Source organism: Streptomyces sp. NBC_01214 (assembly GCF_026340975.1).
Lineage (GTDB): Bacteria > Actinomycetota > Actinomycetes > Streptomycetales > Streptomycetaceae > Streptomyces.
In genome coordinates, this window is record NZ_JAPEOS010000003.1 from 1,894,630 (window position 1) to 1,919,170 (window position 24,541).

Consider the following 24,541-nt stretch of genomic DNA (forward strand, 5'->3'; position numbering starts at 1 on the left):
CCGGTGGATAGGGGATGCCGTAGGCGTCCGCATCCATGGTCTCTTCATGGTCTCTTCCTCGAGCGACACTCGCAAAGGATGTTGCGGCGGCACAGAGCCGCCGGCGAGCATGCCCGTGTCAGCTCTTCGTACGCCTTCGGAGGCGCCCACGGGAGTCGAGGCGTGACAGCCGTCGTTGCTCCCGCGGTGCCCAGCGACGTACGCGCTCGGGATCCAGCGGAGTGCCATGGCCGACATGGAGGCGGCCGGGGCCGAGTTCGAGCACGGCGCGCAGGCTCGTGAGGTTGCCCAGGGGGTCGTGATGGAAGGGCGGGTTCGCCGGCGTGCCGGGGATGAGGCCCATGGAGGAGTTGGCCACGAGGTCACCGGTGACGAAGTCCCCGTCCTCGGTGAGATCGGAGACGGAGCCCGCGGTGTGCCCGGGGTGGGCATGATCCGTCCCGCCAGCCCGAAGTCCGACAGGTCGGTTTCGCCGCGACGTGAAGCTTCCTGTTCCTGTTCCTGTTCCTGTTTCTCAGGCGACCCATGGGTCCCGTCGGGAGGTACGGCATCAGCGATCGGCCGGTGCGGAAGGGTTCGAGGTCGGCGATGTGCCCGGCGACGGGTGCGCCCGTGGCGTCCGCTGCCCGGCGTACCGGCGTCGACGAGGACGGGGCGTCGACCCAGCAGCAGGTAGGCGTCGACCGCGTGCTTGCCGAGCACCGGAATTGGAATGATCTTCGTGCCAGACATGAGGGCCTTTCGTGCACGGGCCGGGCGCGGGCATGCCTCGGCATCCGCCGGCCGCGGGCAGGGCGGACCAGGGCCGACGGGCAGTGAGGGTGGTCGGTAGGGGAGGGGCCGGCTTCAGCGGAAGCGGCGGCGGTATGCGGCGGGGGTCGTCCCCAGGTGCCGTTGGAAGCACGGGTGGAGGGTTTGCAGGGAGCCGAGGGCGCTGGCGGTGGCCACCTGCGGCAGACCGGCGTCGCTCTCCTCGAGGAGGCGCCGTGCGGCCTCCAGGCGGGCCGACTCCACGCAGGCGGCGGGCGTGCTGCCGGTGCGCTGCGCGAAGAGCCGTGAGAAGTGCCGGGTGCTGAGGCTGCCAGAGGCCCGGCGCCCGGAAGGCTTACGGCGGGGAGATGAGTGTGCTGTGGTGGAAGCCGAGTCGAGGGTCGTGCCACCAGGGGAGCCCGTCGACGTACTGCTGTAGTTGTGGCATGCGCACCCGCTGCCGGACCGTGTTGGCGGGATAGTCGTACACGGTGATGGTGTTGAGCCCCCGGTTGGCGGTGAACAGCAGGGTCTGGTCGGCGGAGAGCTGACAGGCGTACACCGAATCGAGCAGGGTTCCGCGCGAGACCCGCAGAGCGGCGAGGAAGTGCCTGCTGTTTGCGGCCGGCGAGCCGCGCGTGAAGGCGTCGGTCACCTGGTGGAGTGATTGCCGTCCGGCAAGTAGCTGTTCGGGCAGGCCGGGGCGCTCGTCGATGATCCGATGGGTGGCGAAGTCGGCCAGGTCGATCATGACGATCGTGCCGCTTCCGCCGTTGCAGTAGATCAGCTCACGATCGGAGACGCAGACGTCCGAGTTGATGTGAGCCGGGGTCTCCCGCGGGGCCGTCCAGTGGCGCAGGACCCGCCCGTGCTCGGCGTCGATCTCGAAGACGTACTCCTTGAGGTAGGCCATGGCCCATTCGTGCCAGTCGTGCCCTCCCTGGGGTAGGACGCGGAAGGAGAGGGCGTAGAACCGGTCCTCTCGGGGGTGGACGGCCACGTGCCAGCAAGTGGCGGGCAGGTCGATGCGGCGGGCCGTGCCGGTGTGCAGGTCGAAGATGCCGACCTCACGGGCCTCGCCGCGCCCGGGGTGGTCCATGCCGCCGTAGACGAGGTACCGGCCCGACGCCGTGGTCTTCATGGCATGGGGCAGTTTCAGGCTGTGCGGCCCCAGGCGCTCGGGAGCATCGAGCTTGTCGAAGTCGAACCGCCACAGGTGCTCGCCGATCGCGCCGACGATCTCCCGGTCACCCAGCCAAGCGACGTGCGTGGTGCCCTTGACGGACGAGTCGGTGGGTTCGATCCGCAGGGTGGACAGGCGGTCGGTTTCGTCGAGGGTCGCGGTGTCGTAGAAGAGCAGGTGCTGGCCGGTGTTGCCGAGGAACCCGAGAGCGTGGTCCGGGCTGACGCTGACGGCATGACCGCCGGCGATGCCGTCGTAGTAGTCGATCTTGTACGCGTACCGGCCGGTGGCGGGGTCGTAGCGGAAGACGCAGATGCCGGCCCGGCCTTCGAGTCCGTTGAGGCCGCTGCCGTCGAGGGCGATGTGGAAGGCGTACGGGTACGCGTGCGATGGGCCGACGGACGGCGTCAAAGGGGCTGCCTCTCGGGCCTGAAGTGACGGAATCCGGAACTGTCGGTCCACTCGGGCCGCGCCGGCTTCCACGGGGCCGACCCGGCCAACAGGGTCAACGGCTCGGCCACGCGGGAGACGGTGTCCCAGAGCGAGGAGGTGGCACCGGCCGTCTCCTCGACCGGTCCGGCGCTGCCCTGTCCACGTGCGGCGATGGTGCGCAGGGTGATGCGGAAGGACCTGCGGTAGGCGTCCTCCACCAGAGCGCGCCGGACCGCGGGCCACAGCACGGGGGTGATCGCCCGCCACAACGGGGGGAGGGAGAATTGCTGATGGGCGCAGACGGTCACTGCGGTGCCGCCGCCCGGGGTCCGGGCGAAGGACACCGAGCCGTCGTCCTGAACCGCGGAGCCGTTCGCACTGTGGACCTGCCGCCAGCGCAGCACCTGTTCGTCCGGGCCGTAGTCGACGGTCTCCAGCTTGCAGACGTCGAGTACGTCGGCGCCGGCCAGCGCGAGGTGGGCGGGCTGGGCCCGGCTGATGCTGCGCTCGAGCTGCCGGATCGGCCTTCCGGTCGCGTCGCGCGCCAGGACCTCCGTACGACCTGCAAGGTAGCCGCCGGTCAGGCCGATCACCCGGCTGATGTCGACGCGCGCGGTGAACTCGTCGAACGGCGTACCCACTTCCGCCTCGCAGCGGAACAGAACGGCTTCGTCCAGGTAGCGCCACCGCATCCCGCCGGCGTCCGGCGCGACAGCCGCGATCAGCTGCTCCAGAGGTTCCAGATGACGGGCCACCGCTTCGAATTCCACATGCCCGAAGGCCCCTACATCGACCCCGAGCGGTATCGCCGCCGCGCGGACCGCGGCGTCGTCCGGGCGCATCCGAAGGGTGGTGGCCAGCTCTGTCGCCAGCTCCGCCGTCCGGTCCACGACGGCCAGCACCCTTCGCAGTGCCTCTTCGGCCAGGGGGATATCGGGCATGACCCCGCCCTACCCGGCGCCGTCATCTCCCACACCGACCGTCCCCGTCAGGGGTGAACCCGTCCGCCGCCGCCCCGTCCGCCGTGGCGGCCGACCGGGGTGGCGGACGGACGTCGACGCGGCGAGCCCACACCCCCCGGTGAGGGGTGTGGGCTCGCTCGGATCCGGGCCGCCGGGATCAGGCGGGGCGGCCGCCGAACGGGCCGCCGGTGCCGTAGTAGGTGCCCAGCTCTGCCCGGTAGCCGGCGTCGCCGAGGTGCTTGTCCCGGTGGAACTCGGGAGCGGCCTTGATCTGTTCCTTGGTGCCGGCGACGAAGACCTTCCTGTCGTCCGGGTCGATCCTGACGACCGTGCTCGCCGGTAGCAGGACCTCCTTGCCGAAGATCCATACGCCGGTGTCGACGACCAGGTAGGCGTCACCGACCTCGTCGGAGTGCTTGTCGACCTTGCCGATGTCCCCGTCGGTCGCCTCGACCTTGTAGCCGGTCAGGTCCGTACCGGCCAGGTGGCCCGCGGTCGGCTGGTAACTCCACACATGTTCAGTCACGCGAAAACAACTCCTCCGGTCAACGGGGGACGGCGGGGAAATGCTTCTCCGCCGATCCTCCTTGTTCCGTACGCCGTGCTCGGCGGATGTACTGCGCTCCGCCTGGACTTCGCCTGCCCCGCTTTCACCGCTTCACGCACCCGGATCGAACGCTGGACGGGGACGGTCCCCGCCCTGTGGTGCCTGGGCCGCGCGTCGGGTGAGGGAATCCGTCCGTTCCTCGAGGGAATCCGCGAGCCGCCTTGCTCCGTACGGCTCAATCGACGGCTCGTGAAGGCGCCTTGAGGGCAGGAGATCGCGATGGACAGCAATCGCGAGACGGACCCGGAGAACCGGGTGCCCGAGGGCGTCGACGAGAAGACACTGCGCGCCCTGGGTGCGCTCTCGAAGGCTCTGGAGACCACGGAGCGGGCCCGCGGACACCTCTACGGATTCCACCAGGTGACCGGGACCGCGGACTTCGAGCTCGGCGACGCCGTCCGGCTCTTGCGCGAGGCGGGCCACGAGGAGCAGGCCGCACGGGTCGAGCGCGACATCGTGGGCCGCAACGTCATCCCGGGCCGCTGGACGTTCCAGATCATCGAGGCCTACGACTCCACCTACCACCGGCCCTTCACCGCGATGGAAGGCGACATCGTCGACGAGCTGGCCATCCGGACCACGCCAGCCACGCCGCCCGCCTCCTGAAACGAGGGCCGGGCCCGGAGGGAGCGGAGCGCGCCGGTGTCGCTCACGCCGCCGGGTACCCTCCGACCGCCCGGCGATACGCCACGTGCCCGCCCAGGGCGCCGGTGACAGCGACGGCGGCCAGCCCGCCGAGGGACCACAGCCGGCCCTTCGCCGGGCGGCCGCGGAGCCGCGACGTCAGGGACACGGCGTAGCAGGCCACCGCGGCCGCGTTCGAGGCCGCGTGGGCCAGGCCGACCCGGGCCTGTTCGGGAGGCAGGTCCGCCCAGTCCACCCAGCCCGCCACCGCTGCCGGGGCGATCCCGGCCAGGCCGACGGAGACGAGGGTCTTGCTCGCGCGCTGCGTCCCGGGTACGACGTCCAGCACGGCGGACGAGAGCCAGCATCCGATGGGTACCTGCACCAGTACGGGATGCAGGGGGTGCCCGAGCGGCCTGCCGCGCAGCAGATCACGCATCCCGCCCAGGGGGAGTGCGCGGATGCCCCGCTGGAGCACCCTGATCACCGGATCGGCGACCGTCGTCCGTTCGAGCCGGTCCAGCGCGGTCAGCCATCGGGTCGAGGCGGTGTCGAGTACTGCGGTCCGCCCGGTCACGGCCGAGGCGTCGGGAGTGCGTGAGTTCATGCTCGACGCCTACCCGGTGTCACGCCGAGATCCCGCCCCGGTCCCCACTGGCACCCGAACGACCAGCCTCCAGCCGGGGCGGTCGCGCGGGGATGTCCATGCCCTCGGATCCCGGCCGTCCGGACGGCCGGAGTGGCCATGCGCTGGGGACGGCCAAGGGATCGGACGCGGCGGTCTTCTTCGCCGCTTCCATGGCCGACGGCCCTGACCCCGCGTACCCGGTGGGGTGGCGGTGACACTGCTCTCCGGGCGGGATGCCCCGTACAGGCGATCTTCCCTACTCCGAACGCTGACGACTCGCCAGCCTGGCGGGCGGATTCGGCCCCGGCGCGGGGCAGGGCCGACGGATCAGAGGGAGGCGGGGAACGGTCCCAGGCCCGGCGCCCGCCCAGCGGTGCGACTGCCGGAGGGCTGCCGCGCCGCCTGCGCAGAAGGATCTGTTCGTGGCGTGGGTGCTCGTTCGTTTGTCGGGTATGCGCGCGATGAGAACGGAGTGCGCATCGTCAGAGGGGTCCCCGAGGCCGGCGCATCCGTTTCCGGAGCAGACCATCGACAGCGTCAAGGCCGATTCGGCCGCGATCAAGGAGAAAACGTTCCGATGACGAACGAACCCCGAACCGCTATCGCCACACCCACCCCCGACGAACTGCGCGAGCAGATCGAGCGCACCCGCGACGGACTCGGTCAGACCATCGAGGCGCTGGCGGACAAGGCCGACATCAAGGCACAGGCACGAGAGAAGACGGCCGCCATGACGGAACAGGCCGCCGCAACGGCCGGCATGGTTGCCGACCAGATCCGTACGAAGACCCTGCATGCGGCGCAGCTGGTCAAGGACACGACGCCCGAGCCGGTTCTGGACAAGGCGGGCCGGGCCGCGAGCGTGGTGCGGGCCAACCGCAAGCCGCTGCTCGTGGCCGGCGCCGCCCTGATCGTCCTCCTGTTGGTGCGGCGCGGCCGCCGAAGCCGATGAAAGCGTCCGAGGTCGCGTACAAACCTCGGGGTCTGGCCCTGGGTGCTGTCAGCGGCATGATCGCGGGGGCGGCGCGGAGGTTGGGCATCAAGCCGCTCTGGACATCAGCCTCTGGTACTCGAGGTCGGAGAGGCCCGTCGCCTCGACGAAGACCTCAATGCCGTCGAGGGCGCAGCGCACCGTAACCGGCGGCGCACGCCGCCTGCGGTCTGAAGCCGGATACGTGGATGGGCAGCCGTCCGTGCGGCGCTGTGTAGAGCCGGGCGTTCTCCACCGTGTAGTGCGGTCCGCGGTGGCTGACCTGGCGGCCGGTGAACAGGGCGCGGATCACTTCGACGGCTTCCTTGTTGAGGGCCTCGCCGGTGCCCACGCCCGGTGCGAACCCGCCGTCGAGCAGCTGGCTGGAGGTGGCTGCGGCCTGCGCCGTCAACGCCGTGTGCAGGCGCATGGTGGGGCAGGTCACCAGGGGTGGTCACCGGCGAGTGGACTGTGTGCGACAGGGCGCCGACCATGGACCAGACCAGGGGGCTGTGTCCTTGAGCGTCGTTCCAGCGGTGGAAGCGGTCGGAGATCGCCAGGCGTGAAGCCGGAGTCGGCGGCTCGGCGGGTTTGTTCCAGGAGCTGGCCCGGGGTGAATGCCTCGCAGGCCGGGAAATACCCGAACGGCGGCATGGACCTCGTGCCTCCAGGGATGGCGATGTCAACCCCCTCGGTCGGCGCGTGCCCGTGGCTCCGGCGACCAAACGTCGGGACGGCTGCGGGGGGTGGGTGGCTTCGGACGCCGTGCGCGAAATCCTTGTGCATGTGGGGGAGGGGACAGGGCACACGGCCTGTCGGAGGTGAAGACACATGGTCCCTTTGCTGCTCGTTCTCCTGCTCGTCCTGATCCTCGTCGGCGCGGGTTTCGCGCTCAAGATTCTGTGGTGGGTGGCGATCGCCGTCCTGGCGCTGTGGCTCATCGGCTTCGTGGCCCGCCCGGCGGGCGGCGGCGGACGCTGGTACCGCTGGTAGCCGCCGTCATCGACGCAGCGGCAACCGGCGGTGCCGACGCGCACAATAGTCCGGTTTCATCTAGTTTGGGCCGAGTTGAGTCACCCCACCAAGGAGTTCACATGGCTGACAAGGGAAAGATGGACCAGGCCAAGGGCAAGGCAAAGGAAGCCGCAGGCAAGATCACCGGCAGCGACCGGATGAAGGCCGAGGGCAAGATGGACCAGGCCAAGGGCAAGGCGAAGGAAGCCCTCAGCGAGACCGAGGAGCGCGCCCGCGGCATCCAGGACTCCCTGCGCGACAAGCGCGACAGGACCTGAATCCGCCCGGCGAGTCCCTCGCGGCTCGCGGGTGACCACGATGCGGCCCCCGGCGCTCCGGCGTCGCGGGGCCGCGTCATGCTCCCGGTGCGGCCCGCGCCATTGCCCCCTCCCATAGGCAGAGGCAAATGATGCGGGCCCCCACCCCTTGTGGCACGTTCGGAGCGGGGAGGTCCCGGATCTCCCCTTCACGTTCTCCGCATCGATGCCGCACGTACGAGAGAGGTCCCCCCGATGGACGGACACGACAAGGACATCCCGGTGGCCGAAGTGGTCGTGGCGGTCGGCGATTGCTCCGAGGAGGACGCGCGCGCCGTCCTCGACCTGCTCGAACGTTCCTTTCCTGCGGAGCCTGGGGTGGACGGAGCGGCGCAAGGCGGCCTGGCCGCGACCGTGTGGAGCGCGATCCTCGACGCGGCGAAGCCGGCCGAACCGGCCGAGCGCCAGGCGGCACCCGTACGGGTGAAGGACGCGGTCAGCGTCACTCTCCAGGGAGGCCCCCGTGCGGTGCAGCGGGTACAGGCCGCGCTCGACGGCAACTTCAGGGTCGAGGACATGGGAGCCGTATCGGGCGACCAGGAGCGAGAGGTCGCACTCCGCATCCGCTCCTGAGGGATCGAGTGCGGCCGCCCGGCCAAGTACGCACCGTGTACGGCCGCCGACACGGGGCACACGGGGTGCATGACCGTACCCAAGACAGCCGTTCTCCTCCTCGACAGCGCCGAGCCCGAGCTGCTTGCGCAGTTCTACGCCGAACTGCTCGGTGCCTCGGCAGGACCGGCGCCGGGCGACGGGGATCTCCTCCTCATCACCGGCGGCACCGGAGTAGTCCTCGGAGTCCGCCGGGACCCCGACCACATACCGCCGAGCTGGCCGCTCCCGGAGGGCTCCCAACAGGCCCACGTGTGCATTCTCGTGGAGCAGCGGAGCCTCGACGAGGCCGAGCGCGAGGCCGTGGCCCTCGGCGCGCGCCCGGTGGCCGCGGAGGACGACGGCAGCCTGCCGGGCAGTCGGACCACCCTGCGGCGCTTCGCCGACCCGGCCGGCCACGCGTTCACCCTGGCCGTCGTTGACGAGGACCTCGCCGCCGCGAGCTAGCGTGGCCGGGTGACGGCTCCCGCCGAGGATCGCACCGCTCACGCCGCTCTTCGGGTCAGGGGCGGGGTGTCGAGTCCGGTTCCCTGGTGGAGGCCTTCGAGGAAGGCCGCGACGGCCTCCGTGGCGGTGGCCGACGGCGTCCAGCCCAGCTCCTCGCGGGCCCGGCCGGCGTCGAGCAGGGGGGAGCCGCAGTACGGCGTCCAACAGGCCGGGATCGGCCGGTACGAGGTGTACGCGCCGAGCCGCGAGCGCTGCAAGGGCCGCGCCCGTCGGGAGCGGCAGCGTACGGGCGTACAGGAGCCCGGCCACGGCGGCCGTGTCCAGTGCAGGGTCGGCCACCAGGTTGAACGGTCCGCGGACGGGCCGTACGACGGCCGCCGGGTAGGCCTCGGCCGCGTCGTCGGTGTGCAGGTCCTGGAAGCGCAGGCCGGAAGTTTCGGGCAGCGCGGGCAGCAGGCCCGGCCGGATCAGCCGCCACGGCAGGAACGGCCCGGCGAAGATCCTGCCCTGCTCGCTCGCCGCTTCCTTTTTGACGAGGAACGCCGGCCGCATCCGGCCCACCCGCAGACCGGGGTGGGTGAGCTGGAAGCCGTCGAGGTAGCGTTCCAGATACGCCTTCTCTCGGGTGTGTGCGGCCCCTGGCCAGCCGTGGGTTGGCCAAGACTCGCCTCGCCCCAGCCGTCGTCATCACCGAGCGCCTCCGACCAGGTCGCGACGAACCCGCGGATGAACTCCCAGGCACCCCTGCGGCCTTCAACACCCGCAGTGAGCGACCGCACCATATCGAACTCATGCGTCATGCCATCGGCTCCGCCCATGCAGCCCTGAGGCGCCTGCACAGGGCGGTCGACACGTCGGTGCTGGTGCTCTCAGAACTCGGTTCTGGCACAGATCTCGGGGTGTGGTCACAGAGGATGAAAAATGTCGTTCGATTGAAGGGGTGGTCATGAGCCCGGCTGCTTGACTGCAACGGGGTCACCGATCGCGGTCGTCGAGCACTTGGGCGCCCACGGCACCGTGTGCCCCTGCGCTATTCGGGATGAAGAACGCAATCGATCCCGGACAGGCTTTCGTTCAGCGCGCGAGCCCCCAGGGCGACGCGCTCGTCAGGATCCATCGTCAGCTCCTCGCAGAGCCGCATCGCGTCGTCGCGGTCGCTGGCGTAGATGGCAAACGCATCGAGGATCGCGGTGTGGATCCAATCGCCATGGTTCGGGCTGGCGACTGCCAGCGCGGACGCGACCACCATCAGTCCGACCCTGTCCTGCCGTCGCAGCAAGGCTTCTGCGGTCACCCGTGTGACGAAGGTGTTTTCGCGGTCGAGCACCAGCTTCAGCAGCGGACCGACAGCCTCTTCCATCTCGGCGAAGCCCGCCAGACCGCGACCGGCGTCCGCCCGGTCCCCGGGGTCGCTGCTTCGCCCGAGCTCGCCGAGGGCCACGACGGCAGCGCGCCGCAGGGCACTGTTCTCCAGCTTGCCCACCCCTCCCACAGATTTCGGCCAAAAGTAGCACCACGGTTCCCACGGTCGATCGGAGGCCTCCACGGCGACTGCCCACCACCCAGTGGGGGTAAAGGATCACCCGGCTCACGGGAAACGAACTCCAACCGGCTCCGCACTTACTGGACCAGCCCTCGCAGGTGTACTTCCCGCCCGACCACGTCGGCGAAGAGGTACCGGAGAGCGACGAGCGGATCCTTCTCCTGAACATCTTCAAGGCCATCCACCGGACGCTCCGCCGATTCGACGGAAAGCTACAGGTCATCGTCATGGAGCACGCAGACCTGGAAGATCCGGCCTTCAGCGACCACGTCGAGCACCGGTGGCGCCGACGCGACGGACTAGGGTCTGTCGTCAAAGTGATCTTGCATTGTGGATCATGGTTGGGTGATACGTCGCCATGAACTGTCGGACGCCGAGTGGGAACTGGTGCAGCCGTTGCTGCCTCGGCCTGTGCTGGGGCGGCCGCGGCTGGACGACCGGACGATCCTGAACGGGATCGTGTGGAAGTTCCGGACCGGGGTCGCCTGGCGGGACGTGCCTGACCGGTACGGGTCGTGGGCCAGCCTCCACACCCGTTTCCGCAGGTGGGCAGCTGACGGAACCTTCGATCGGATGCTCCAGGCCGCGCAGGCGCAAGCAGACGCGGCAGGCGACATCGAGTGGCTGGTCTCGGTGGACTCCACCGTTGTCCGTGCCCACCAGCACGCGGCCGGGGCCCGAAAGGGGCTCCGCAGCCCGGCCCTCGGCCGGTCCCGCGGCGGACTGACCAGCAAGATCCACCTGGCCTGCGACGGCACGGGCAGACCCCTCGCGTTCGTCCTGACCGGTGGGAACACGAACGACTGCACCCAGTTCACCGCCGTGATGGACGCGATACGAGTGCCCCGGACCGGGCCGGGCCGACCGCGCATCCGGCCCGACCACGTCATCGGCGACAAGGGCTACAGCTCGAAGGCCATCCGTACTTGGCTGCGGCGCCGCGGCATCACGCACACGATCCCGGAACGGTCCGATCAGGTCCGCAACCGTGCGCGGCGCGGCAGCCGGGGCGGCCGGCCGCCGGCCTTCGACAAGCAGGTCTACAAGCACCGCAACGTGGTGGAACGGTGCTTCAACCGACTCAAGCAATGGCGCGGCATCGCGACCAGATACGACAAGACCGCCCAGGCCTACCAAGCAGCCGTCACCCTCGCCTCGCTCCTGATGTGGGCGTGACACTTTGACGACAACTCCTAGCACTCGTACCCGCCGCATGGATCACATCCGAGGCCGACTCACGCTGCGGCGTCTGCGACGCAGGCGGGGACCGGGCGTCATCCTGGCCGGCCGGCCCCCCGCATCCTTAACCCGGGCTACCCCAGGTGCGTCAGCAGCAGGTAGCGGCGATCTACCTCGGGGCGCCGCGCGCATGGTGCGCCCCTGGGCGCGGACCGGAGCGGGCGGGTCGAGGTCGCCTGGACCCCGGTCGGCGAAACTGCGGATCTGGGCATGGCCGCGCTCGGGAACTCCCAAGGCTGACGTCGCTCGACCCGCACAAGCGCGACGAAGGGTGGCGGTGCCAGGTGCGCACGAGACTGACCGCTGCGTCCGCCCACATCAGGGCGGGTTGTTGCGGCAGGCTGTGTCGAGGACCTGGAACCTGGAGTGTGACGTGACCGCTGAGCTGGACCTGATCTGTGATGGCTGCCGCAGGCCTATTGCCGACGACGACGGATACCTGTGGGTGGACACAGCGGAGGTCCGGCGCACCGAAGAGGCGGTACGCGCGTGGGAGGAAGAGCGCACGGACGCGGTCGATGGCTCACTCGGCTTCGGCGGTGACGACATCTTCGGCTACCCGGAAAAGGTGCGCTGGCAGGCACATCACGCCCTGTGTGACCCGGCCCCAGGCGAGGCCGCGTATGACATCCCCGCAGCCAAGATCCGCTCGTGGGAGCAGCTCCTGGACTGGACCGCCCACCTCATGGAGAAGGCGTGGCTACCGCACACGGACTGGGATGACTTCCTCAGGGGTGTCCACCGCGGTGGTGGCCGCCTCGTGGTCGCGTCGGCGGCCGGCACCGCGAATTCCTGACCGGGTGTCGGTGCCGTCTGCGACGATCGCCGGATGGCCGCTAGTAGGGATCGCTCGACTCTTCGACGGCTGGTCGACGATGTCGTCGTTCGTCTGGACGCGAACACGCACGCCACGCTCAACGAGGCCTTCGCCAAGGTGGGGATGCCGCCCACCCCCCCCTGAGGACGGGACGAAGCGCGAGCGCGTCGCGCGAAGCTTCGTTCAGCTCCCCGACAGGGACCTCCACACGCAAAACCTCCGGGAACGGCTACGCGAATGCGGCGCAGAGGCACGGGATAGAAGATGTGTTGTGGGCGGAGTCCTCTCCTCCGGAGATACCCAGCAGGATTCGACCCGCTCTCTCGATTTCGCCGACCTCGTCCGCAGCGAGAGTCGGTTCATGGCGCTGCTGAGCCGGTTTTGGGTGCTCGGCGATGAGATGAGACCGATCCTGGACGCGTTCTTCGGTACCCCAGGGCCGAGCCTCAAACGCGATTTAGAGCGGCACGTCTTCCGAAACCCGGTGACTGGACGGCCGAAGTCCTTCTGGAGAACCTGGGCGCCTTCGAAGCTGGCGACACCAGGCTCGCCCGGTTCCTCGAAGCGCTGGTCTCCGGCGACGTGCTCCTCGACGAAGCCGCGCAACGGCACCTCGTCGCCGCGATCAACGCGCACGTTCGCGGTGCCGCGATCGAGTTGAGGGAAACAGGGACAGGGGGTGGCTACCCGCGCTTCGGCATGGTCTCCACCCGGCTCGCCGAGAACCGCAAGCCGAAGAACATCATCTTCGCCTCGCTCACCAAGCCCGACATCCGCTTTCCGTCCGCCATGGACAACGACGTCGAGATCGTCGGCAACCGTGACGACTCCCTGGTCTACGACCGCCCCGCTCCGGCAGACGGCCTTCGCTGGCATGACCTCCAGGCCCTGCTGCGCTCCCGCATGGACTTCCTGCTCCTGCTCCTGCTCCCTCACGAGCAGCGCATCGTCCTCGAAGTCGACGGCTCCCAGCACTACACCCGGGACCGCGGCCAGCGTCCCGACAGCGCGAAGTACGCGGAGAGATGGCCGGCGGCCGGGACCTCAAGCTCAGGGGCTACGAGGTCTTCCGGTTCGGCCACGACGAACTCAAGGACGCGACTGCGGCACGGGTGCTCCTGGAGCAGTTCCTGCCAGACCTGTTCCGGCGCTTCAATGTCAGCGTCGGAACAGACTGAACCCCCGCGACATCGCCGCTCAGACCACCTCTTTCGGCGCGCGCAGCAAGGGTGTCTGCGATGTCGATCCACAGCGGCCGCACGGCCGCGGGAACCGCTGGCAAGGTCGCGCGCATGGTTCCGACGGCGTCTTCGTGCCGTCCCTCGAAGCGGAAGGACCAGGAGGCAGCTCCGAGAAGCTGGTGCAGTCCTGGCCGAGCCGGCCGCGGCCAACACCGGCGCATCGCTGTGGTGTCGGTGGTGACCCGGGCGACGAAAGCCGGGCAGACCTGACCTCCGCCTGGCCTTTCTCGTCGGCCAGCAGTTCCCGCAGCGTCCGCGCGCCACCCTCGGAGTATGATCGGCGCCATACTTGCAGGTCGAAGGCGTCTGATGGTTACGGCCCCGCCTGCCCGTGATGCCCTCGCACCGTGACAGCCGTCGGCTCGGAGGGGCGCCTGGACACCTGTGAGGGGACTCTGTGGGAAAGCACACCCGTCGATCCGGGGAATACGTGAGACCCGGGCGCCGCATACTGCTCGACGACTACTTCCCAGCGTCCGGAGAGTTCTTCGCCTCAGGGACGTACTACCAGCAGGATGCGTTGAGTGGGTTTCGGGTGGCACAGAAGGTCGAGGCCGAGCTGGTGCCCGAGCCTCACAACCCCTGGGACGCGCGGGCGATCGCGCTGGATGTTGAAGGGCAGCGAGTCGCCTACCTGCCCGCGGTCTCGGCGAAGATGTGGTACGACGTCGTGCGGGGCTGGAACGACGCCGGCTTCGCGGTCTACTGCAGGGCCGAGATTAACCGGTGGGACGGAGACGACGGAGAGGGCCGTTTCGGCCTGACCGTGCCCAAGTGGGAATGGGAAACCCTGGTGACTCTCGCGGAGGCGGTGGGACTGCGCGCCGCCTGGGAAACCGCCTTGGCCGATCTGACCGAGGCACAGCGGCTCCTGCTGCGTTGGGACCGCGGATACAGCCCCGACGAGTCCGTCGTACGGGCGATGTACGTGAAGCGTGCGCAGCATCCTGTGTTCAGGTGGGGGGCCAAGGGCGACGGAGACCTGACCGAGCGGATGCCGTTCTGGTACGGCTACTTCGTTCGCGAGCAGATGAGGCAGGAGAAGGAACTTCTCCGCTTCGCCCACTCCGTTCGATCCGGCATGCTGCGCGCGTTCAAGGGAGAGATCAAGAGAGGGCGGGAACGGGAGCGCCAGCAGGCACTTCTCCTGCGTCAGGAGCAGGACGAACGGGCGCTGCGACTGCAGCGCCAGGGTCGGCGGGTCTCAGACATTGCTGCAGAGGTCGGCCTGTCGTTGAAGCAGGTCGAGACCGCCCTGTCACGCGCTCGTAGGGCCGCAGGGGTCACAGCTCAGAGCAATGAGGGCCTGCAGAGTGCGCGTCGCCGCGACGCGGCGGAGGCTGTCCGTCTCAAGGAGTCCGGGATGGCGAGGGCGCAGATAGCCAGAGCCATGGGGCGGTCTGCCGACACTGTTGATGAACTATTGAAGGACGGGATGTTCTACGAGGCGCCTGAAGAACACCCGGAGCGGCTGGCGCTGGCGCGACAGTGCTCCGGGCTCCGGACCACGGGGTTGGGGAAGGACAAGATCCTGGAGCAGCTGGGAGCCAGCCGTAAGCAGGCACTCCGCGCCTTCCGGGACAGCTCTTTCCTTGACATCGTCCAATAAGGCGACAAAGCAGTGCTACGGGGAACAGCGTCGTGACCGCCTCCACGCTCGGCGACAACGTTCTCACCAGCCCTCTGATCGCTGTGGCGATCTGGTGGCGCTGCTGCACCGCCACATCCAGATCCCGCGGAATGAAGGCGGTGCTCAGCGTGTGGAGTCGCGGCAGCAGCCCCCATCAGCCGGTCCGAGTGATGCGCTCCTCTCAGGCAGGGCCCGGAACCACGGCAGGGATACGGTCCGCGCTTACGTCGGGCGTGGCATCCGCATCCACCACGTCCTGCCCCTCCGTCGCCGCCAGCCGTCTTTCGCCGGGATCACCGCAGTCGGTCGCTCCGCCAGCAGCGCATGCACATCGAGCGACGCCGGGAGTTCCCCGCACACGGGCCCGACGACCTCAGAACAGGGCTGCCTGTTCGGCTATGGGATGGTCTGCGCCAAGGGATCCGCGTACTGCGTCGCATCTCACTGTGCCCCGGCCGTTGGCGCCACCGCGCTCCGCCGTCGATGGTGTTGCCTGGACGATGCGGCACGGTCGGGTGGCCCCCTACCAGGACCACTTCGTCGGCGGCTTCACTTCTTTCCTGTCCTTCTTGTCCTTCTTGACCTTGTGGATGAGCGTCTCCGGCGCGTCGCGGTTCGAACGGTAGCTGGCGTCACCGGAGTAGACGGCGGTGATCAGGTGGGTACCGTGTGCCGGTCCGTCCACGATCAAGGAGGCGACGCTGCAGTTGCCGCCGGCGGGCGTCAGCTGGGCCGTGCCGACGGGAGTAGCGTCGACGGCGAAGGCAACGGTGCCGGTCGGCCGAGGCACGTTCGGTCCGCTGACGGACGGGCACACGAGATCCGTCAGACGGACCGGCTTCCCCGGCTGGGACGGGTTCGGGTGGGACTCCAGGTAGGTGATCACGGCACCCGGCAGCGTGTACGAGATGGTGACCAGCCCGTTTCCGGCGTTCGCGCCGGTGGTGAAGGTACTGCCGGCCGGTCCCGCACTCGAACCGCCGCCACCGCCGCCCGCCCCCGAGAACTCGACGTTGGTAATGCCTCCGCCTCCGCCTCCGCCGCCGCCGTACACGCCACCGCCTCCGCCACCGCCACCGGTGATCCCGCCCGCGTCGCCGGTCCTGCCCGTACCGCCGAGTCCGCCCGTGCCCAGCACGCCGGGCTGGCCGTTTCCGCCGATGTCGTCACTGCCCGTGCCGCCGGCCCCGCCCGTACCGGGGCCCGTCGGGGTGGCCCCGCCGCCGCCCCGGCCACCGGTGGTGTTGGCGCCGCCGGTGCCGTCGGTCCCGTTCACCCCGGACTGGCCGCCGGCACCGCCGCCACCGCCTGACAGCTCGTCGGTGGCACCTCCGCCGCCTCCGCCGCCGGCCGTGACGAGCCGGGAAGCCAGGTCCAGGGTTCCGGAGCGAACGTCCGACGCGCCGCCACCGCCACCGCCGTAGGCGGAGTCGGAGGAGCCGCCGGTGCCACCGCCGTTGAAGCCACCGGCACCCGGGGCGCTGTCCGTCCCGACCCCGCCCGCGCCGCCGACGTTGACCTGGAGCGTCTGGCCCGACATGACGGTCAGAGTGCCGGCGACCTCGGCACCGGCACCCCCGACGCCTCCAGGGTTGTCATTGCCGGCCGCCGCGCCCCCGGAAGCGCCCCGGGCATCCACGGACAGCTGTGTTACCCCGCTGGGCACGGTGAACGTCTGCGCCGCCCCGGTGTAGTCGAACGTGCACACCACCTGGCTGCCGGTCTGCACACAGCCCTGGGCGGCGGCAGGGGCCGCCAGGAGCGGCACCAAGGCCAGGGACATCCCCGTGGCCAGGCTTGCTGCCGCCAGTGCGCGAAGACGCGGCCGGGGCCGGGGATGACGGGCGATGACAGGATCGTGTGGAACGGCCATGTGAGGTTCCTCCTCGTTGCTGCCGCACCGCCGGCCGCAGAGGAAGAGCGGTCAGCGAACGCAGCCGCGGCCCGAAGATGCATTGCCTACAAGACCGCGGGCCCTACGACGGGCCCGCACCACGGATGATCACCACGGTCCCCCGCGCGTCTCTTGGCGGCGCGCCCTTCGGTAGCCCGTTCGGTCGAACACATGCGTGCGGGCCGGTGGACACCCGGCCGCCATTCCGGAAGCGGATACGCCGACCGGGAGGGATGCGCGGGTTGCCGCTCACCGGCACATGTGTCCGCTCGCGGACCTTTAAGCCAGAGCAGATGCAGGTCGGGCGACGGGGCTGGCCGCCGCATCGTCATCCTCGAGGGCCAGGTGGAAGAAGCTCAGCGGATCAACGCCGAGTATCGCCGTGCCGCCGGTTCGGTGAACCCATCGGCCTCGGCTTGCGGACGGCTCCCGAGCGGCGCGACCATCGGTTCGGGCCATCTGGTGCCCGGATTTGGACGGGCACGCATCAAGCCTGCCGATCGCGGCGAGGTCGGACGGCACGGACTTCCGTGTGATGCCGAGGCGTTTCGGGCCGACGGTGTACCTCGCCCCGTCCGGTGAGCTTGACCTGGAGAGCAGGTCCGCTCTCGACGAGCCGTACATCGGTGCCGACGAGGCCACTGTGGTGGCCTGCGACATGCGGCACCTCACTGACTGACGTTGTTTGTTTCGCTCGTTGTCTCATCCCACGACGTGTCTGGGTTTCGTGCCCTGCTTGTGGTGTCGGTAGGCAAAGGACGCTGCTCCCCGCTGCGGCGCACGTCGACGCGTACCCCCGCATCCGAGGTCGCTGCCGCCAGCTGTTCGACGTGCGCCAGCCCCGGCGAAGGTGCGAGCGGTGACTGCTCCTGTGCGGTCGCACCCAGGCCGGCCTGACGGAGCGACATCAGCGTGCGCCGAAGACCCGACAGGGTCTCCCTGCAAGTCACCTCGATGGCGCGCAGGGCCTCGCGGGTCTCCGCGGGCTGGGTGGATGACCCTGCTGCCGACACCGGCCTGGACGGCGACGATGCCCATGCTGCGCGCGACCATGTCGTGCAGCTCCCGTGCGATCCGCAGCCTTTCGGCGGTCACGGCCTTGGCCACCTCCTGCGAACGCAGCGCCATCGGGTGTTCGCGGCGCTCGCGACTCGGCAGACCGACCGTGCAAGATGTGGCTATCCCCAAAAGGGCGATCACGACGTTGACGGTCAGGTTGTCCCCGTCCGCGAAGACACCGATGACCAGGAGCTGTACGGCGAAAGACACGGCCAGGGCGGCGAGCGAGGCTCGCCGAGTGCAGTGGCGACGATGAATCCCAGGACGAGATCCACTGCCAGAAACGACGGGAACTGGCTCTGGTGGCCCACCAACATGTCCGCATGGACGGAGCTTGGAGTTCCCACCACCACGGCGGTGGATCCGAGGAGTGCCACGGCCAGAGCCGGCAGCGGCCTCCGTCGCACCCCGCCGACGAGCAGGCTCACGGCCGGCAGCGACCCGACACCGTGGACCGTGCCCGATGTCCGCGGGGCGCCCCCACCAGCAGACCCACCATGAGGAGGTAGAGGGCACCCCCGCCCAGGCCATCGTCTTGGTTCTCCTCATGGGCGGCGTGCCCCGTTTCGGGAGCAAGGCCGAGGGTGCGCGACATACACAGGCAACGGGTGATCGTTATGAGGTCCACGCCGCGACACTAACCGGCCCGCCGCCCGCGCGGCACTAGCCCCGGGACGTACGCCCACGGGCTAACCCGGCCGCACGATTGCCTCCCACAGCCCCATGTCCGGACGGCGTCCTCCCGGCAGTGTGGGTGCCGTGATCGAAGTCAACGAACTCACCAAGCGCTACGGCCGCAAGACGGCTGTCGACCATTTGTCCTTCACCGTGCAGCCGGGTCAGGTCACCGGATTCCTCGGCCCCAACGGAGCCGGCAAGTCCACCACCCTGCGGATGATCCTCGGCCTGGACACTCCCACCACCGGCTCCGCCACTGTCAGCGGCATCCCGTTCCACGACCACCCGCGCGGACTGCGGCACGTCGGCGCACTCCTCGACGCCGGACAGGTCCACGGCGGACGCACTGCCGTCGCCCACCTGGCCGCCCTGGCCCGCAGCAACGGCATCCCGCGGCGCCGGGTGGACGAGGTGCTCCAGGAAGTGGGGCTGGCCGAGGCGGCGAGCCGTCGCATCGGCGGATTCTCCCTCGGCATGAAGCAGCGGCTGGGGATCGCCACCGCCCTGCTCGGCGACCCGCCCGTGCTCATGTTCGACGAGCCGATCAACGGCATGGACCCGGAGGGCGTGCTCTGGGTACGCCGGCTCTTCCGACGTCTGGCCGCCGAGGGACGTACCGTCTTCCTCTCCAGCCACCTGATGTCGGAGATGGAGAACACCGCCGACCAGCTGGTAGTCATCGGCCGTGGCCGCCTCATCGCCGCCGAGTCGCTACGAGACTTCGCGGCCCGCGGCAACCCGCGTAGCGTCGTGGTCGGGACACCACAGGCCGCCGAGCTGGCAGCCGTGCTGACTGCGGCGGGCGCCACGGTCGAACCGGAAGGCTCCGCGGGCGCCGGGAAACTCGCCGTGACCGGGCTCCCGGCGGACCGAATCGGAGCGCTCGCCTTCGAGAACCGGATCCGCGTGGACGAGCTGACCACCCACACCGCCTCACTGGAGGCGGCCTTCATGGAACTCACCGCCGACAGCGTCGAATACCAGGCAGGACAGCCCCGATGACCACACTGGCCACCGTCCTCCCGACCACCCCGGTCACCGGGCCACCCGCCCGTTTCCGCGACCTGCTCGCCTGCGAGTGGATCAAGATGCGGTCCCTGCGCTCCACACCGTGGACGATCGCACTCACCGTCCTGTTCGTCATCGGGTCCTCCGCCGTGGCCACGCTCGCGGACAACGCTGCCCGCTCCGGCCCCGCTGGCTTCCTGCCCTACGACGCCTATCCGCCGGCCGGCTACTGGACGCTGATACTCGTCGCCAGCAGCATGGGCGCCCTCACCGTCGTGAGCGAGTACAGCAGCGGCCTGATCCGCACCACCACCGTGGCTGTCCCCGCCCGCGGCTCGGTGGTGCTGGCCAAGGCGGCCGTCACCGCCGCGCTGTGGACCGCGGTCGGCACGGTCATCTCCACCGGTTCCTTCCTGGTCTCCCAGGCCATCCTCAGCGGGCGGCACGCTGGGGTCCCGCTCACTCACCCTGGTGTGTTCCGGGCGTTGGCGGCATCCGCGCTGCTGGCTCCGGTCTGCGCACTGGTCGGTCTGGGCCTCGGCGTCCTGCTCCGGCACAGTGCTGCAACCATGGTCACCAGCATCTTCACCCTGCTCATGCTGCCGCCCATGTTCTCGGAGAGCGATCGCTGGTCGGCGGACATCAACCATGCGATGGTGTCGGCGGCCTGGAAGCGCCTGGTCCAGAGCTGGGAGCCGGATCCCGGATCCCTGGGATACACCGCCACGGTCCCCGGCTCCTGGATCGTGTACGTGCTCTGGCCGCTGATCACGGTCGCACTCGCAGTGCTCGTCGTCAGGCGACGCGACGTGTGAGCGTGCCTCCAGGACGCGCACAAACGATCCTTGCCGGTGCGCTCGTTCACCCGCAGGTTGCGGATCCGGTTGGAGGTGCCGCGCTGGAGCTGGTGGTTTGGATCGTGTGGCTGTCGGTCGCGGTGTATAGCGCGACCGGCAGCGTCCCGTTGGCTGAACTAGGGAAGGTGTATTCGCAGGTCAGATAGGGTTTCTGCTAGCTTCGCGGCCATGCTCGTGACGGTGGTTCTGACCGGGGTCTGGTTGGCTTCGTACTGCCGGACTCGGGTGGGTTGGTGTAGTCAGCGGATCCGGCGCGGCCTTACGCGCTGCTGGACACGAACGAGGCCTTGGTGAAGCCGGTGGGTCAGTTCTTCGCCGAGCTCCAAGCCTGCGGACCTTGGGGCCTCCGAAGCAGTCGGCTTCCAGCCGTTAGGTCAGGAGGCTCAGTTCCTGAGTTCCGTTCTGGCGAAGAGTTCAGTGCACTCGCTGGCGAAGGAACAGAGCTGGTCCACGACCTGCCGGTACTCCTGCGGATCCCGCACCGTGTTCGGCGTGGCAGCAGTCCACTGCTGCCATAGTCCACCGGCCGCAAGGTATGGGGCTGCCCGCTCGGTCCCAAGGACGGCATCGAGGTGAAGCAGTGTGCTGAATACCGCGGTCTGGTCCCAGCGGAGGTCGGGTTCAGGCAGGTAGCGATCAAGGCATTTGCAGAGCAGGTCGGCGTCCGCGCTGGTGCCGAAGGTGGCAAGAGCGATGCAGAGGGACCCTTGGTAGGGGCCTCCGCTGGCCAGCAGGAGTTCGCCGATGCGGCTCCGGAACTCGGTCCTCCCGGCCACGGCAACCAGCCAGGAGGCAGTCCTGCGCTCTCGCCACCCGCCCTCGAAAAGGATGCCGAGTTCAGTGGGAGTGATCTCCCCGGCAGCCTGGACCAGCTCCCTCACGAACAGGTCGCGCTCAGGCCCGCTCAACCGGAGTGAGCTTCCGCCCAGCCGCATGTACCGCCGGCCGGGCGTGACGAATCGTCGGACCAGGTCCATCAGCTCGGGGTCGGTGTTGGCATCAAGCATGCCTGCATCCTTGCGCGGGGACGACCCAGCTGCCAGCGGTTTACCCACGCCCTGAGTAGCGATCGCCAGTCCAGAGAAGAGAGGAGTCGGGTTGGGGGTGGCTCACTCCGCCGGGGGAGCGGGTTCACCGAGGAAACGCGCCTGCGTCCTCCGCCTGCTCCTCGGGGTAGAGGTAGCTGCCCTCATCCGGGTTACGGGTGACGTCCGCGTACACCAACACCTGCACCTCGGCCTCGCCCGGGTGCGGCGCAGCCGGCACGGGCCGCTGGAGAGGAACAGCTCGGAGATCCGCTGCTCCGCCGCGACGGCGGTCGGATCGTGGCCAGGATCTCGATCGTGATGACGTTCTCGTCGTTCGATGGCAAAGATCAACCTTCGCTGTCACAGGACAAGTGCTCCAGATTGTCCCGTCTCTGTCGATGCGGTCCCTGTCTCAAGTGATCTGGTCCGGTTCGCTCGTCGTGTCAGATGATCTGGTTCTCCGCGAGCAGTGGAAAAGGCGGTGGACCAAGATCGCGCGGGTGACAGACTGGCCCCGTGACCGCATCGGATGCCGGGGCTGACCGACCTTGAGGTGTCAGGCGCCGCGCGTGCCGAAGAAGGCGCGGACGTCGGCGACGAACGCCTCTGGCTGCTCCAGTGAGAGGAAGTTGCCACCGCGCTCGAGCTCGGTCCAGTGGGTGATGTTGTGGTCTCGCTCGGCGAAGCGGCGGATGGTGATGTCGGTGTGCAGGGCGACGGCGACGCCGGTCGGGACGGTGCCGCGGGCCTTCGGGGCCCAGGCGCTCGGGTCGTGGCCCGCCTCGTAGTACAAGTTTGCCGAGGAGCCCGCCGTGCCGCTGAACCAGTAGACACTGATATTGGTCAGCAGGCGGTCGCGGCCCACGGCGTCCTCGGGGAGCGCGGCGGCGGGGTCCGTCCATTCCTTGAACTTCTCAGCGATCCAAGCGAGTTGGCCGACCGGCGAGTCATGCAGTCCGTAGGCGAGGGTCTGCGGACGAGTGGACTGGATGGCGTTGAAGCCCATCTTGTCCTGCTGGAAATCCTCCAGCCGCGCCAGCCGCTCCTGCTCGGACGCGGTCAGCCCCTCGAACTCGGCAGGATCCCCAGAGGGGAAGGTGACCAGGCCGTTGACGTGAATGCCGACGACCAGGTCGGGTGCCTGCCGCCCCATCTCGGTAGCGATCCAGGCTCCACCACCTGTTCCCTGGACGCCGTAAGTGCTGTAGCCGAGCCGCCCCATCAGCTCGACGAACGCCCCCGCGATGCGGCCGGTGTTCCAGCCGGCCTCGCCGAGCGGACCGGAGAAACCAGTGCCGGGCGTGGACGTCACAACGACGTGGAAGTCCTCCGCCAGCGGCCGGATGACCTCGACGAACTGCACGAACGAGCAGGGCCAGTCATGCAGCAGAAGCAGCGGCACGGCCGCAGGGTTCTGCGAACGGACGTGCAGGAAGTGGATGTTCTGGCCATCGATCTCGGTGGTGAACTGCGGGAACTCATTAAGCTCCGCCTCCGCCTTGCGCCAGTCGAAACCGTCGGCCCAGTACGCGGCCAGGGCCTTGAGGTAGTCGGTGGGCACTCCCCGGCTCCAGCCGGCGCCGGGGATCTCGACGCCCCAGCGCGTACGCGCCAGCCGCTCCCGCAGGTCGTCGAGCTCCTCCTGCCGGACGTCGATGCGGAACGGCTGGATCAGGGCGTCGGTGTTGCGCTTGTTCTCCATGGGTACGACAGTATTCTCAATATAGGCACGATACGTTCCTAAAAGCACGACAGGCTTATTCTCATGCTTGATACATCCGCGCGGTTGCTGCGCCTGCTCTCCCTTCTGCAGACCCCGAGGGCTTGGCCGGGATCCGAACTGGCCGGGCGCCTCGGGGTGAGCGGCCGCACCGTCCGCAACGACATCGACCGACTGCGCGAGCTCGGCTACCCCGTGGAGGCCACACGCGGATCCACCGGCGGCTACCGGCTGGGCGCCGGGGCGGCGATGCCTCCGCTGCTCCTCGACGACGAGGAGGCCGTCGCGGTGACGGTCGCGCTGCGCACCGCCGCGCAGGGCACCGTGCCCGGCACCGAGGAAACCTCCCTGCGGGCGCTCGCCAAGCTGGAGCAGGTGCTGCCCTCCCGGCTGCGCCGCCGGGTGCGGACCCTCATGACGTACACCGTGGCCGTGCCGGCCGACCGTCGGGCCCCGACCGTCACCGCGGAGGTACTGACCACCCTGGCGTCCGCCTGCCACGACCAGGAACGACTGCGCTTCGACTACCTGGACCACACCGGCTCGCCCACCCGCCGCATCGTGGAGCCATATCGGGCGGTGAACTGGGGACAGCGCTGGTACCTGGTGGCATGGGACGTCGAGCGCCAGGACTGGCGGACCTTCCGGGCCGACCGAATCCAGCCCCGCACTCCGACCGGGCCGCGCTTCACCCCGCGCGAACTGCCCGGTGGCGACGCCGCGGTGTACGTCTCCCAACGAGTATCGGGCGCTGCCTGGCTCTACCACGCACGGGTTACCGTCCACGCTCCGGCGGCGGCGGTGATCGAGCAGATCAACCCTGCCGTCGGCACGGTCGAGGCACTCGACGCCAACACCTGCGTCCTGACCACCGGCGCCGATACGGTGCAAACCCTCGCGGTCTATCTGGGCATGCTCGACTTCGACTTCTATGTCACCGAGCCCCCGGAACTGGTCACCCACCTGCGTCGACTCGCGGACCGCTACTCCCGCTCCACACTGCCTACCCCCTGAGCGAAAAGACCTGCCAGACGTGCCAAGACCGGCGTCAACCAGATTCGCCACTGCCGGACCAGATCATCTGAGACAACTCTGGAGAACTGCCCTGACCGACCACGTCAATTGAGATCCGCGTCAGGCAACCGTCGCGACCCATCTGGTCGTCGCAGCCCACAGCTCCGGGCCCGGACCAGATCAATCGAGACGGGACACAGATCAAAGGCCGCCGCCCGCGACCCGAACCACCGGCCCTACGCCGCTTCGGGCAAGCCGCTGCTGGGC

At 69.2% G+C, this 24,541-nt stretch carries 29 protein-coding genes and 3 pseudogenes; 18 read left to right on the forward strand and 14 right to left on the reverse strand.

The genetic code is table 11. The features are described 5' to 3' along the window. Nucleotides 1-846: 846 nt before the first annotated feature. From OG594_RS45205 to OG594_RS45220, 4 genes and pseudogenes are all read right to left on the reverse strand, one after another. Nucleotides 847-1,077, reverse strand: a pseudogene (locus tag OG594_RS45205) (helix-turn-helix domain-containing protein); the annotation flags it as partial. Nucleotides 1,078-1,105: 28 nt separating this feature from the next. Continuing rightward, nucleotides 1,106-2,344: a hypothetical protein gene (locus OG594_RS45210; protein WP_266608459.1), complete on the reverse strand. Its 1,239-nt coding sequence runs from the start codon at nt 2,342-2,344 to the stop codon at nt 1,106-1,108. Beyond that, on the reverse strand, nt 2,341-3,306 hold the full coding sequence (locus tag OG594_RS45215) for a hypothetical protein (protein ID WP_266608461.1): 966 nt from the start codon (nt 3,304-3,306) through the stop codon (nt 2,341-2,343). Before OG594_RS45215 ends, OG594_RS45210 begins: the two co-directional genes overlap by 4 nt. 178 nt (nt 3,307-3,484) lie before the next feature. Beyond that, complete coding sequence (locus OG594_RS45220) at nt 3,485-3,853, reverse strand: PRC-barrel domain-containing protein (protein ID WP_266608463.1); 369 nt, start codon at nt 3,851-3,853, stop codon at nt 3,485-3,487. 300 nt (nt 3,854-4,153) lie between these two features. Here OG594_RS45220 and OG594_RS45225 point away from each other — a divergent pair, with 300 nt between their 5' ends. Beyond that, nucleotides 4,154-4,540 (forward strand): hypothetical protein, encoded by a 387-nt coding sequence (locus tag OG594_RS45225; RefSeq protein WP_266608465.1) that lies wholly within the window; start codon nt 4,154-4,156, stop codon nt 4,538-4,540. Nucleotides 4,541-4,583: 43 nt separating this feature from the next. Here OG594_RS45225 and OG594_RS45230 read toward each other — a convergent pair whose 3' ends face one another. Further along, entirely contained in the window at nt 4,584-5,165 is a 582-nt protein-coding gene (locus tag OG594_RS45230; RefSeq protein WP_266608467.1) for a DUF2231 domain-containing protein, read from the reverse strand. 598 nt (nt 5,166-5,763) lie between these two features. Here OG594_RS45230 and OG594_RS45235 point away from each other — a divergent pair. Continuing rightward, complete coding sequence (locus OG594_RS45235) at nt 5,764-6,138, forward strand: DUF3618 domain-containing protein (protein ID WP_266608468.1); 375 nt, start codon at nt 5,764-5,766, stop codon at nt 6,136-6,138. Between the two features lie 154 nt (nt 6,139-6,292). Here the strand turns inward: OG594_RS45235 and OG594_RS45240 are convergent, their stop codons facing one another. Next, on the reverse strand, nt 6,293-6,586 hold the full coding sequence (locus tag OG594_RS45240) for an LLM class flavin-dependent oxidoreductase (RefSeq protein WP_266608470.1): 294 nt from the start codon (nt 6,584-6,586) through the stop codon (nt 6,293-6,295). Nucleotides 6,587-6,987: 401 nt separating this feature from the next. Between OG594_RS45240 and OG594_RS45245 the strand changes: the two genes are divergently transcribed. The 4 genes from OG594_RS45245 to OG594_RS45260 all read left to right on the forward strand — a co-directional run bounded on the left by OG594_RS45245 (nt 6,988) and on the right by OG594_RS45260 (nt 8,546). Next, on the forward strand, nt 6,988-7,149 hold the full coding sequence (locus tag OG594_RS45245; protein WP_266608472.1) for a hydrophobic protein: 162 nt from the start codon (nt 6,988-6,990) through the stop codon (nt 7,147-7,149). 101 nt (nt 7,150-7,250) lie between these two features. Further along, entirely contained in the window at nt 7,251-7,448 is a 198-nt protein-coding gene (locus tag OG594_RS45250) for a CsbD family protein (protein WP_266608473.1), read from the forward strand. Nucleotides 7,449-7,682: 234 nt separating this feature from the next. Further along, complete coding sequence (locus OG594_RS45255) at nt 7,683-8,060, forward strand: hypothetical protein (protein ID WP_266608475.1); 378 nt, start codon at nt 7,683-7,685, stop codon at nt 8,058-8,060. 69 nt (nt 8,061-8,129) lie between these two features. After that, nucleotides 8,130-8,546 (forward strand): VOC family protein, encoded by a 417-nt coding sequence (locus OG594_RS45260; RefSeq protein WP_266608477.1) that lies wholly within the window; start codon nt 8,130-8,132, stop codon nt 8,544-8,546. A 38-nt stretch (nt 8,547-8,584) separates the two neighbouring features. Here OG594_RS45260 and OG594_RS45265 read toward each other — a convergent pair whose 3' ends face one another. After that, a complete protein-coding gene (locus OG594_RS45265) occupies nt 8,585-8,803 on the reverse strand; it encodes a hypothetical protein (protein WP_266608479.1) in 219 nt (72 codons plus the stop codon). A gap of 773 nt (nt 8,804-9,576) precedes the next feature. Further along, nucleotides 9,577-10,029 carry a hypothetical protein gene (locus tag OG594_RS45270; protein ID WP_266608481.1) on the reverse strand — a complete coding sequence of 151 codons (453 nt, stop codon included), beginning with the start codon at nt 10,027-10,029 and terminating at the stop codon, nt 9,577-9,579. 140 nt (nt 10,030-10,169) lie between these two features. On the opposite strand from OG594_RS45270, the gene OG594_RS45275 reads away from it, so the two are divergent. The 5 genes and pseudogenes from OG594_RS45275 to OG594_RS47480 form a co-directional block, all read left to right on the forward strand. Beyond that, nucleotides 10,170-10,451 (forward strand): DUF3732 domain-containing protein, encoded by a 282-nt coding sequence (locus tag OG594_RS45275; protein ID WP_266608895.1) that lies wholly within the window; start codon nt 10,170-10,172, stop codon nt 10,449-10,451. Then, the gene (locus OG594_RS45280; protein WP_266603160.1) at nt 10,438-11,265 is read left to right on the forward strand and encodes an IS5 family transposase; all 828 of its coding nucleotides are present in this window, start codon (nt 10,438-10,440) and stop codon (nt 11,263-11,265) included. Before OG594_RS45275 ends, OG594_RS45280 begins: the two co-directional genes overlap by 14 nt. A 436-nt stretch (nt 11,266-11,701) precedes the next feature. Next, a complete protein-coding gene (locus OG594_RS45285; RefSeq protein WP_266608483.1) occupies nt 11,702-12,124 on the forward strand; it encodes a hypothetical protein in 423 nt (140 codons plus the stop codon). A gap of 33 nt (nt 12,125-12,157) precedes the next feature. Then, complete coding sequence (locus tag OG594_RS45290) at nt 12,158-12,289, forward strand: hypothetical protein (protein ID WP_266608484.1); 132 nt, start codon at nt 12,158-12,160, stop codon at nt 12,287-12,289. Nucleotides 12,290-12,661: 372 nt separating this feature from the next. Beyond that, nucleotides 12,662-12,877, forward strand: a pseudogene (locus tag OG594_RS47480) (hypothetical protein); the annotation flags it as partial. Here the strand turns inward: OG594_RS47480 and OG594_RS45295 are convergent. Next, entirely contained in the window at nt 12,829-12,963 is a 135-nt protein-coding gene (locus tag OG594_RS45295; RefSeq protein ID WP_266608486.1) for a hypothetical protein, read from the reverse strand. The pseudogene OG594_RS47480 and the gene OG594_RS45295 sit on opposite strands and share 49 nt — an antisense overlap. A gap of 207 nt (nt 12,964-13,170) precedes the next feature. On the opposite strand from OG594_RS45295, the gene OG594_RS45300 reads away from it, so the two are divergent. Both OG594_RS45300 and OG594_RS45305 read left to right on the forward strand, forming a co-directional pair. Next, nucleotides 13,171-13,323: a hypothetical protein gene (locus OG594_RS45300; RefSeq protein ID WP_266608488.1), complete on the forward strand. Its 153-nt coding sequence runs from the start codon at nt 13,171-13,173 to the stop codon at nt 13,321-13,323. 460 nt (nt 13,324-13,783) lie between these two features. Beyond that, nucleotides 13,784-14,995 carry a hypothetical protein gene (locus OG594_RS45305; protein WP_266608489.1) on the forward strand — a complete coding sequence of 404 codons (1,212 nt, stop codon included), beginning with the start codon at nt 13,784-13,786 and terminating at the stop codon, nt 14,993-14,995. A gap of 544 nt (nt 14,996-15,539) precedes the next feature. On the opposite strand, the gene OG594_RS45310 is transcribed toward OG594_RS45305, so the two are convergent. Next, the gene (locus OG594_RS45310; RefSeq protein WP_266608491.1) at nt 15,540-16,799 is read right to left on the reverse strand and encodes an Ig-like domain-containing protein; all 1,260 of its coding nucleotides are present in this window, start codon (nt 16,797-16,799) and stop codon (nt 15,540-15,542) included. 432 nt (nt 16,800-17,231) lie between these two features. On the opposite strand from OG594_RS45310, the pseudogene OG594_RS45315 reads away from it, so the two are divergent. Together OG594_RS45315 and OG594_RS45320 are read left to right on the forward strand one after the other, a co-directional pair. Further along, nucleotides 17,232-17,324: pseudogene (locus tag OG594_RS45315) on the forward strand (MerR family transcriptional regulator); the annotation flags it as partial. Nucleotides 17,325-17,445: 121 nt separating this feature from the next. Then, complete coding sequence (locus OG594_RS45320; protein WP_266608923.1) at nt 17,446-17,589, forward strand: hypothetical protein; 144 nt, start codon at nt 17,446-17,448, stop codon at nt 17,587-17,589. Between the two features lie 23 nt (nt 17,590-17,612). Here OG594_RS45320 and OG594_RS47485 read toward each other — a convergent pair whose 3' ends face one another. Next, the gene (locus OG594_RS47485) at nt 17,613-18,518 is read right to left on the reverse strand and encodes a histidine kinase dimerization/phosphoacceptor domain-containing protein (RefSeq protein ID WP_353962639.1); all 906 of its coding nucleotides are present in this window, start codon (nt 18,516-18,518) and stop codon (nt 17,613-17,615) included. 210 nt (nt 18,519-18,728) lie between these two features. Between OG594_RS47485 and OG594_RS45325 the strand changes: the two genes are divergently transcribed. Further along, a complete protein-coding gene (locus OG594_RS45325) occupies nt 18,729-19,649 on the forward strand; it encodes an ABC transporter ATP-binding protein (RefSeq protein WP_266608494.1) in 921 nt (306 codons plus the stop codon). After that, the gene (locus OG594_RS45330) at nt 19,646-20,470 is read left to right on the forward strand and encodes an ABC transporter permease (protein ID WP_266608496.1); all 825 of its coding nucleotides are present in this window, start codon (nt 19,646-19,648) and stop codon (nt 20,468-20,470) included. The genes OG594_RS45325 and OG594_RS45330 overlap by 4 nt, the downstream gene beginning before the upstream one ends. 425 nt (nt 20,471-20,895) lie before the next feature. Here OG594_RS45330 and OG594_RS45335 read toward each other — a convergent pair whose 3' ends face one another. From OG594_RS45335 to OG594_RS45345, 3 genes are all read right to left on the reverse strand, one after another. Continuing rightward, nucleotides 20,896-21,519 carry a DUF6000 family protein gene (locus OG594_RS45335; protein WP_266608498.1) on the reverse strand — a complete coding sequence of 208 codons (624 nt, stop codon included), beginning with the start codon at nt 21,517-21,519 and terminating at the stop codon, nt 20,896-20,898. Nucleotides 21,520-21,643: 124 nt separating this feature from the next. Further along, the gene (locus OG594_RS45340) at nt 21,644-21,778 is read right to left on the reverse strand and encodes a hypothetical protein (RefSeq protein ID WP_266608500.1); all 135 of its coding nucleotides are present in this window, start codon (nt 21,776-21,778) and stop codon (nt 21,644-21,646) included. A gap of 318 nt (nt 21,779-22,096) precedes the next feature. After that, nucleotides 22,097-23,242 (reverse strand): epoxide hydrolase family protein, encoded by a 1,146-nt coding sequence (locus tag OG594_RS45345; RefSeq protein ID WP_266608502.1) that lies wholly within the window; start codon nt 23,240-23,242, stop codon nt 22,097-22,099. A gap of 63 nt (nt 23,243-23,305) precedes the next feature. On the opposite strand from OG594_RS45345, the gene OG594_RS45350 reads away from it, so the two are divergent. Continuing rightward, the gene (locus OG594_RS45350; protein ID WP_266608504.1) at nt 23,306-24,274 is read left to right on the forward strand and encodes a YafY family protein; all 969 of its coding nucleotides are present in this window, start codon (nt 23,306-23,308) and stop codon (nt 24,272-24,274) included. The last annotated feature ends 267 nt before the right edge of the window (nt 24,275-24,541 follow it).

Coding starts and splice junctions, on each gene's coding strand:
- OG594_RS45215 (WP_266608461.1), bottom strand. CDS start 3,306: ATGCCCGATATCCCCCTGGCCGAAGAGGCACTGCGAAGGGTGCTGGCC.
- OG594_RS45225 (WP_266608465.1), top strand. CDS start 4,154: ATGGACAGCAATCGCGAGACGGACCCGGAGAACCGGGTGCCCGAGGGC.
- OG594_RS45230 (WP_266608467.1), bottom strand. CDS start 5,165: ATGAACTCACGCACTCCCGACGCCTCGGCCGTGACCGGGCGGACCGCA.
- OG594_RS45235 (WP_266608468.1), top strand. CDS start 5,764: ATGACGAACGAACCCCGAACCGCTATCGCCACACCCACCCCCGACGAA.
- OG594_RS45240 (WP_266608470.1), bottom strand. CDS start 6,586: ATGCGCCTGCACACGGCGTTGACGGCGCAGGCCGCAGCCACCTCCAGC.
- OG594_RS45245 (WP_266608472.1), top strand. CDS start 6,988: ATGGTCCCTTTGCTGCTCGTTCTCCTGCTCGTCCTGATCCTCGTCGGC.
- OG594_RS45250 (WP_266608473.1), top strand. CDS start 7,251: ATGGCTGACAAGGGAAAGATGGACCAGGCCAAGGGCAAGGCAAAGGAA.
- OG594_RS45255 (WP_266608475.1), top strand. CDS start 7,683: ATGGACGGACACGACAAGGACATCCCGGTGGCCGAAGTGGTCGTGGCG.
- OG594_RS45260 (WP_266608477.1), top strand. CDS start 8,130: ATGACCGTACCCAAGACAGCCGTTCTCCTCCTCGACAGCGCCGAGCCC.
- OG594_RS45290 (WP_266608484.1), top strand. CDS start 12,158: ATGGCCGCTAGTAGGGATCGCTCGACTCTTCGACGGCTGGTCGACGAT.
- OG594_RS45300 (WP_266608488.1), top strand. CDS start 13,171: ATGGCCGGCGGCCGGGACCTCAAGCTCAGGGGCTACGAGGTCTTCCGG.
- OG594_RS45310 (WP_266608491.1), bottom strand. CDS start 16,799: ATGTCCCTGGCCTTGGTGCCGCTCCTGGCGGCCCCTGCCGCCGCCCAG.
- OG594_RS45320 (WP_266608923.1), top strand. CDS start 17,446: ATGCCGAGGCGTTTCGGGCCGACGGTGTACCTCGCCCCGTCCGGTGAG.
- OG594_RS47485 (WP_353962639.1), bottom strand. CDS start 18,518: ATGAGGAGAACCAAGACGATGGCCTGGGCGGGGGTGCCCTCTACCTCC.
- OG594_RS45330 (WP_266608496.1), top strand. CDS start 19,646: ATGACCACACTGGCCACCGTCCTCCCGACCACCCCGGTCACCGGGCCA.
- OG594_RS45335 (WP_266608498.1), bottom strand. CDS start 21,519: ATGCTTGATGCCAACACCGACCCCGAGCTGATGGACCTGGTCCGACGA.
- OG594_RS45345 (WP_266608502.1), bottom strand. CDS start 23,242: ATGGAGAACAAGCGCAACACCGACGCCCTGATCCAGCCGTTCCGCATC.
- OG594_RS45350 (WP_266608504.1), top strand. CDS start 23,306: ATGCTTGATACATCCGCGCGGTTGCTGCGCCTGCTCTCCCTTCTGCAG.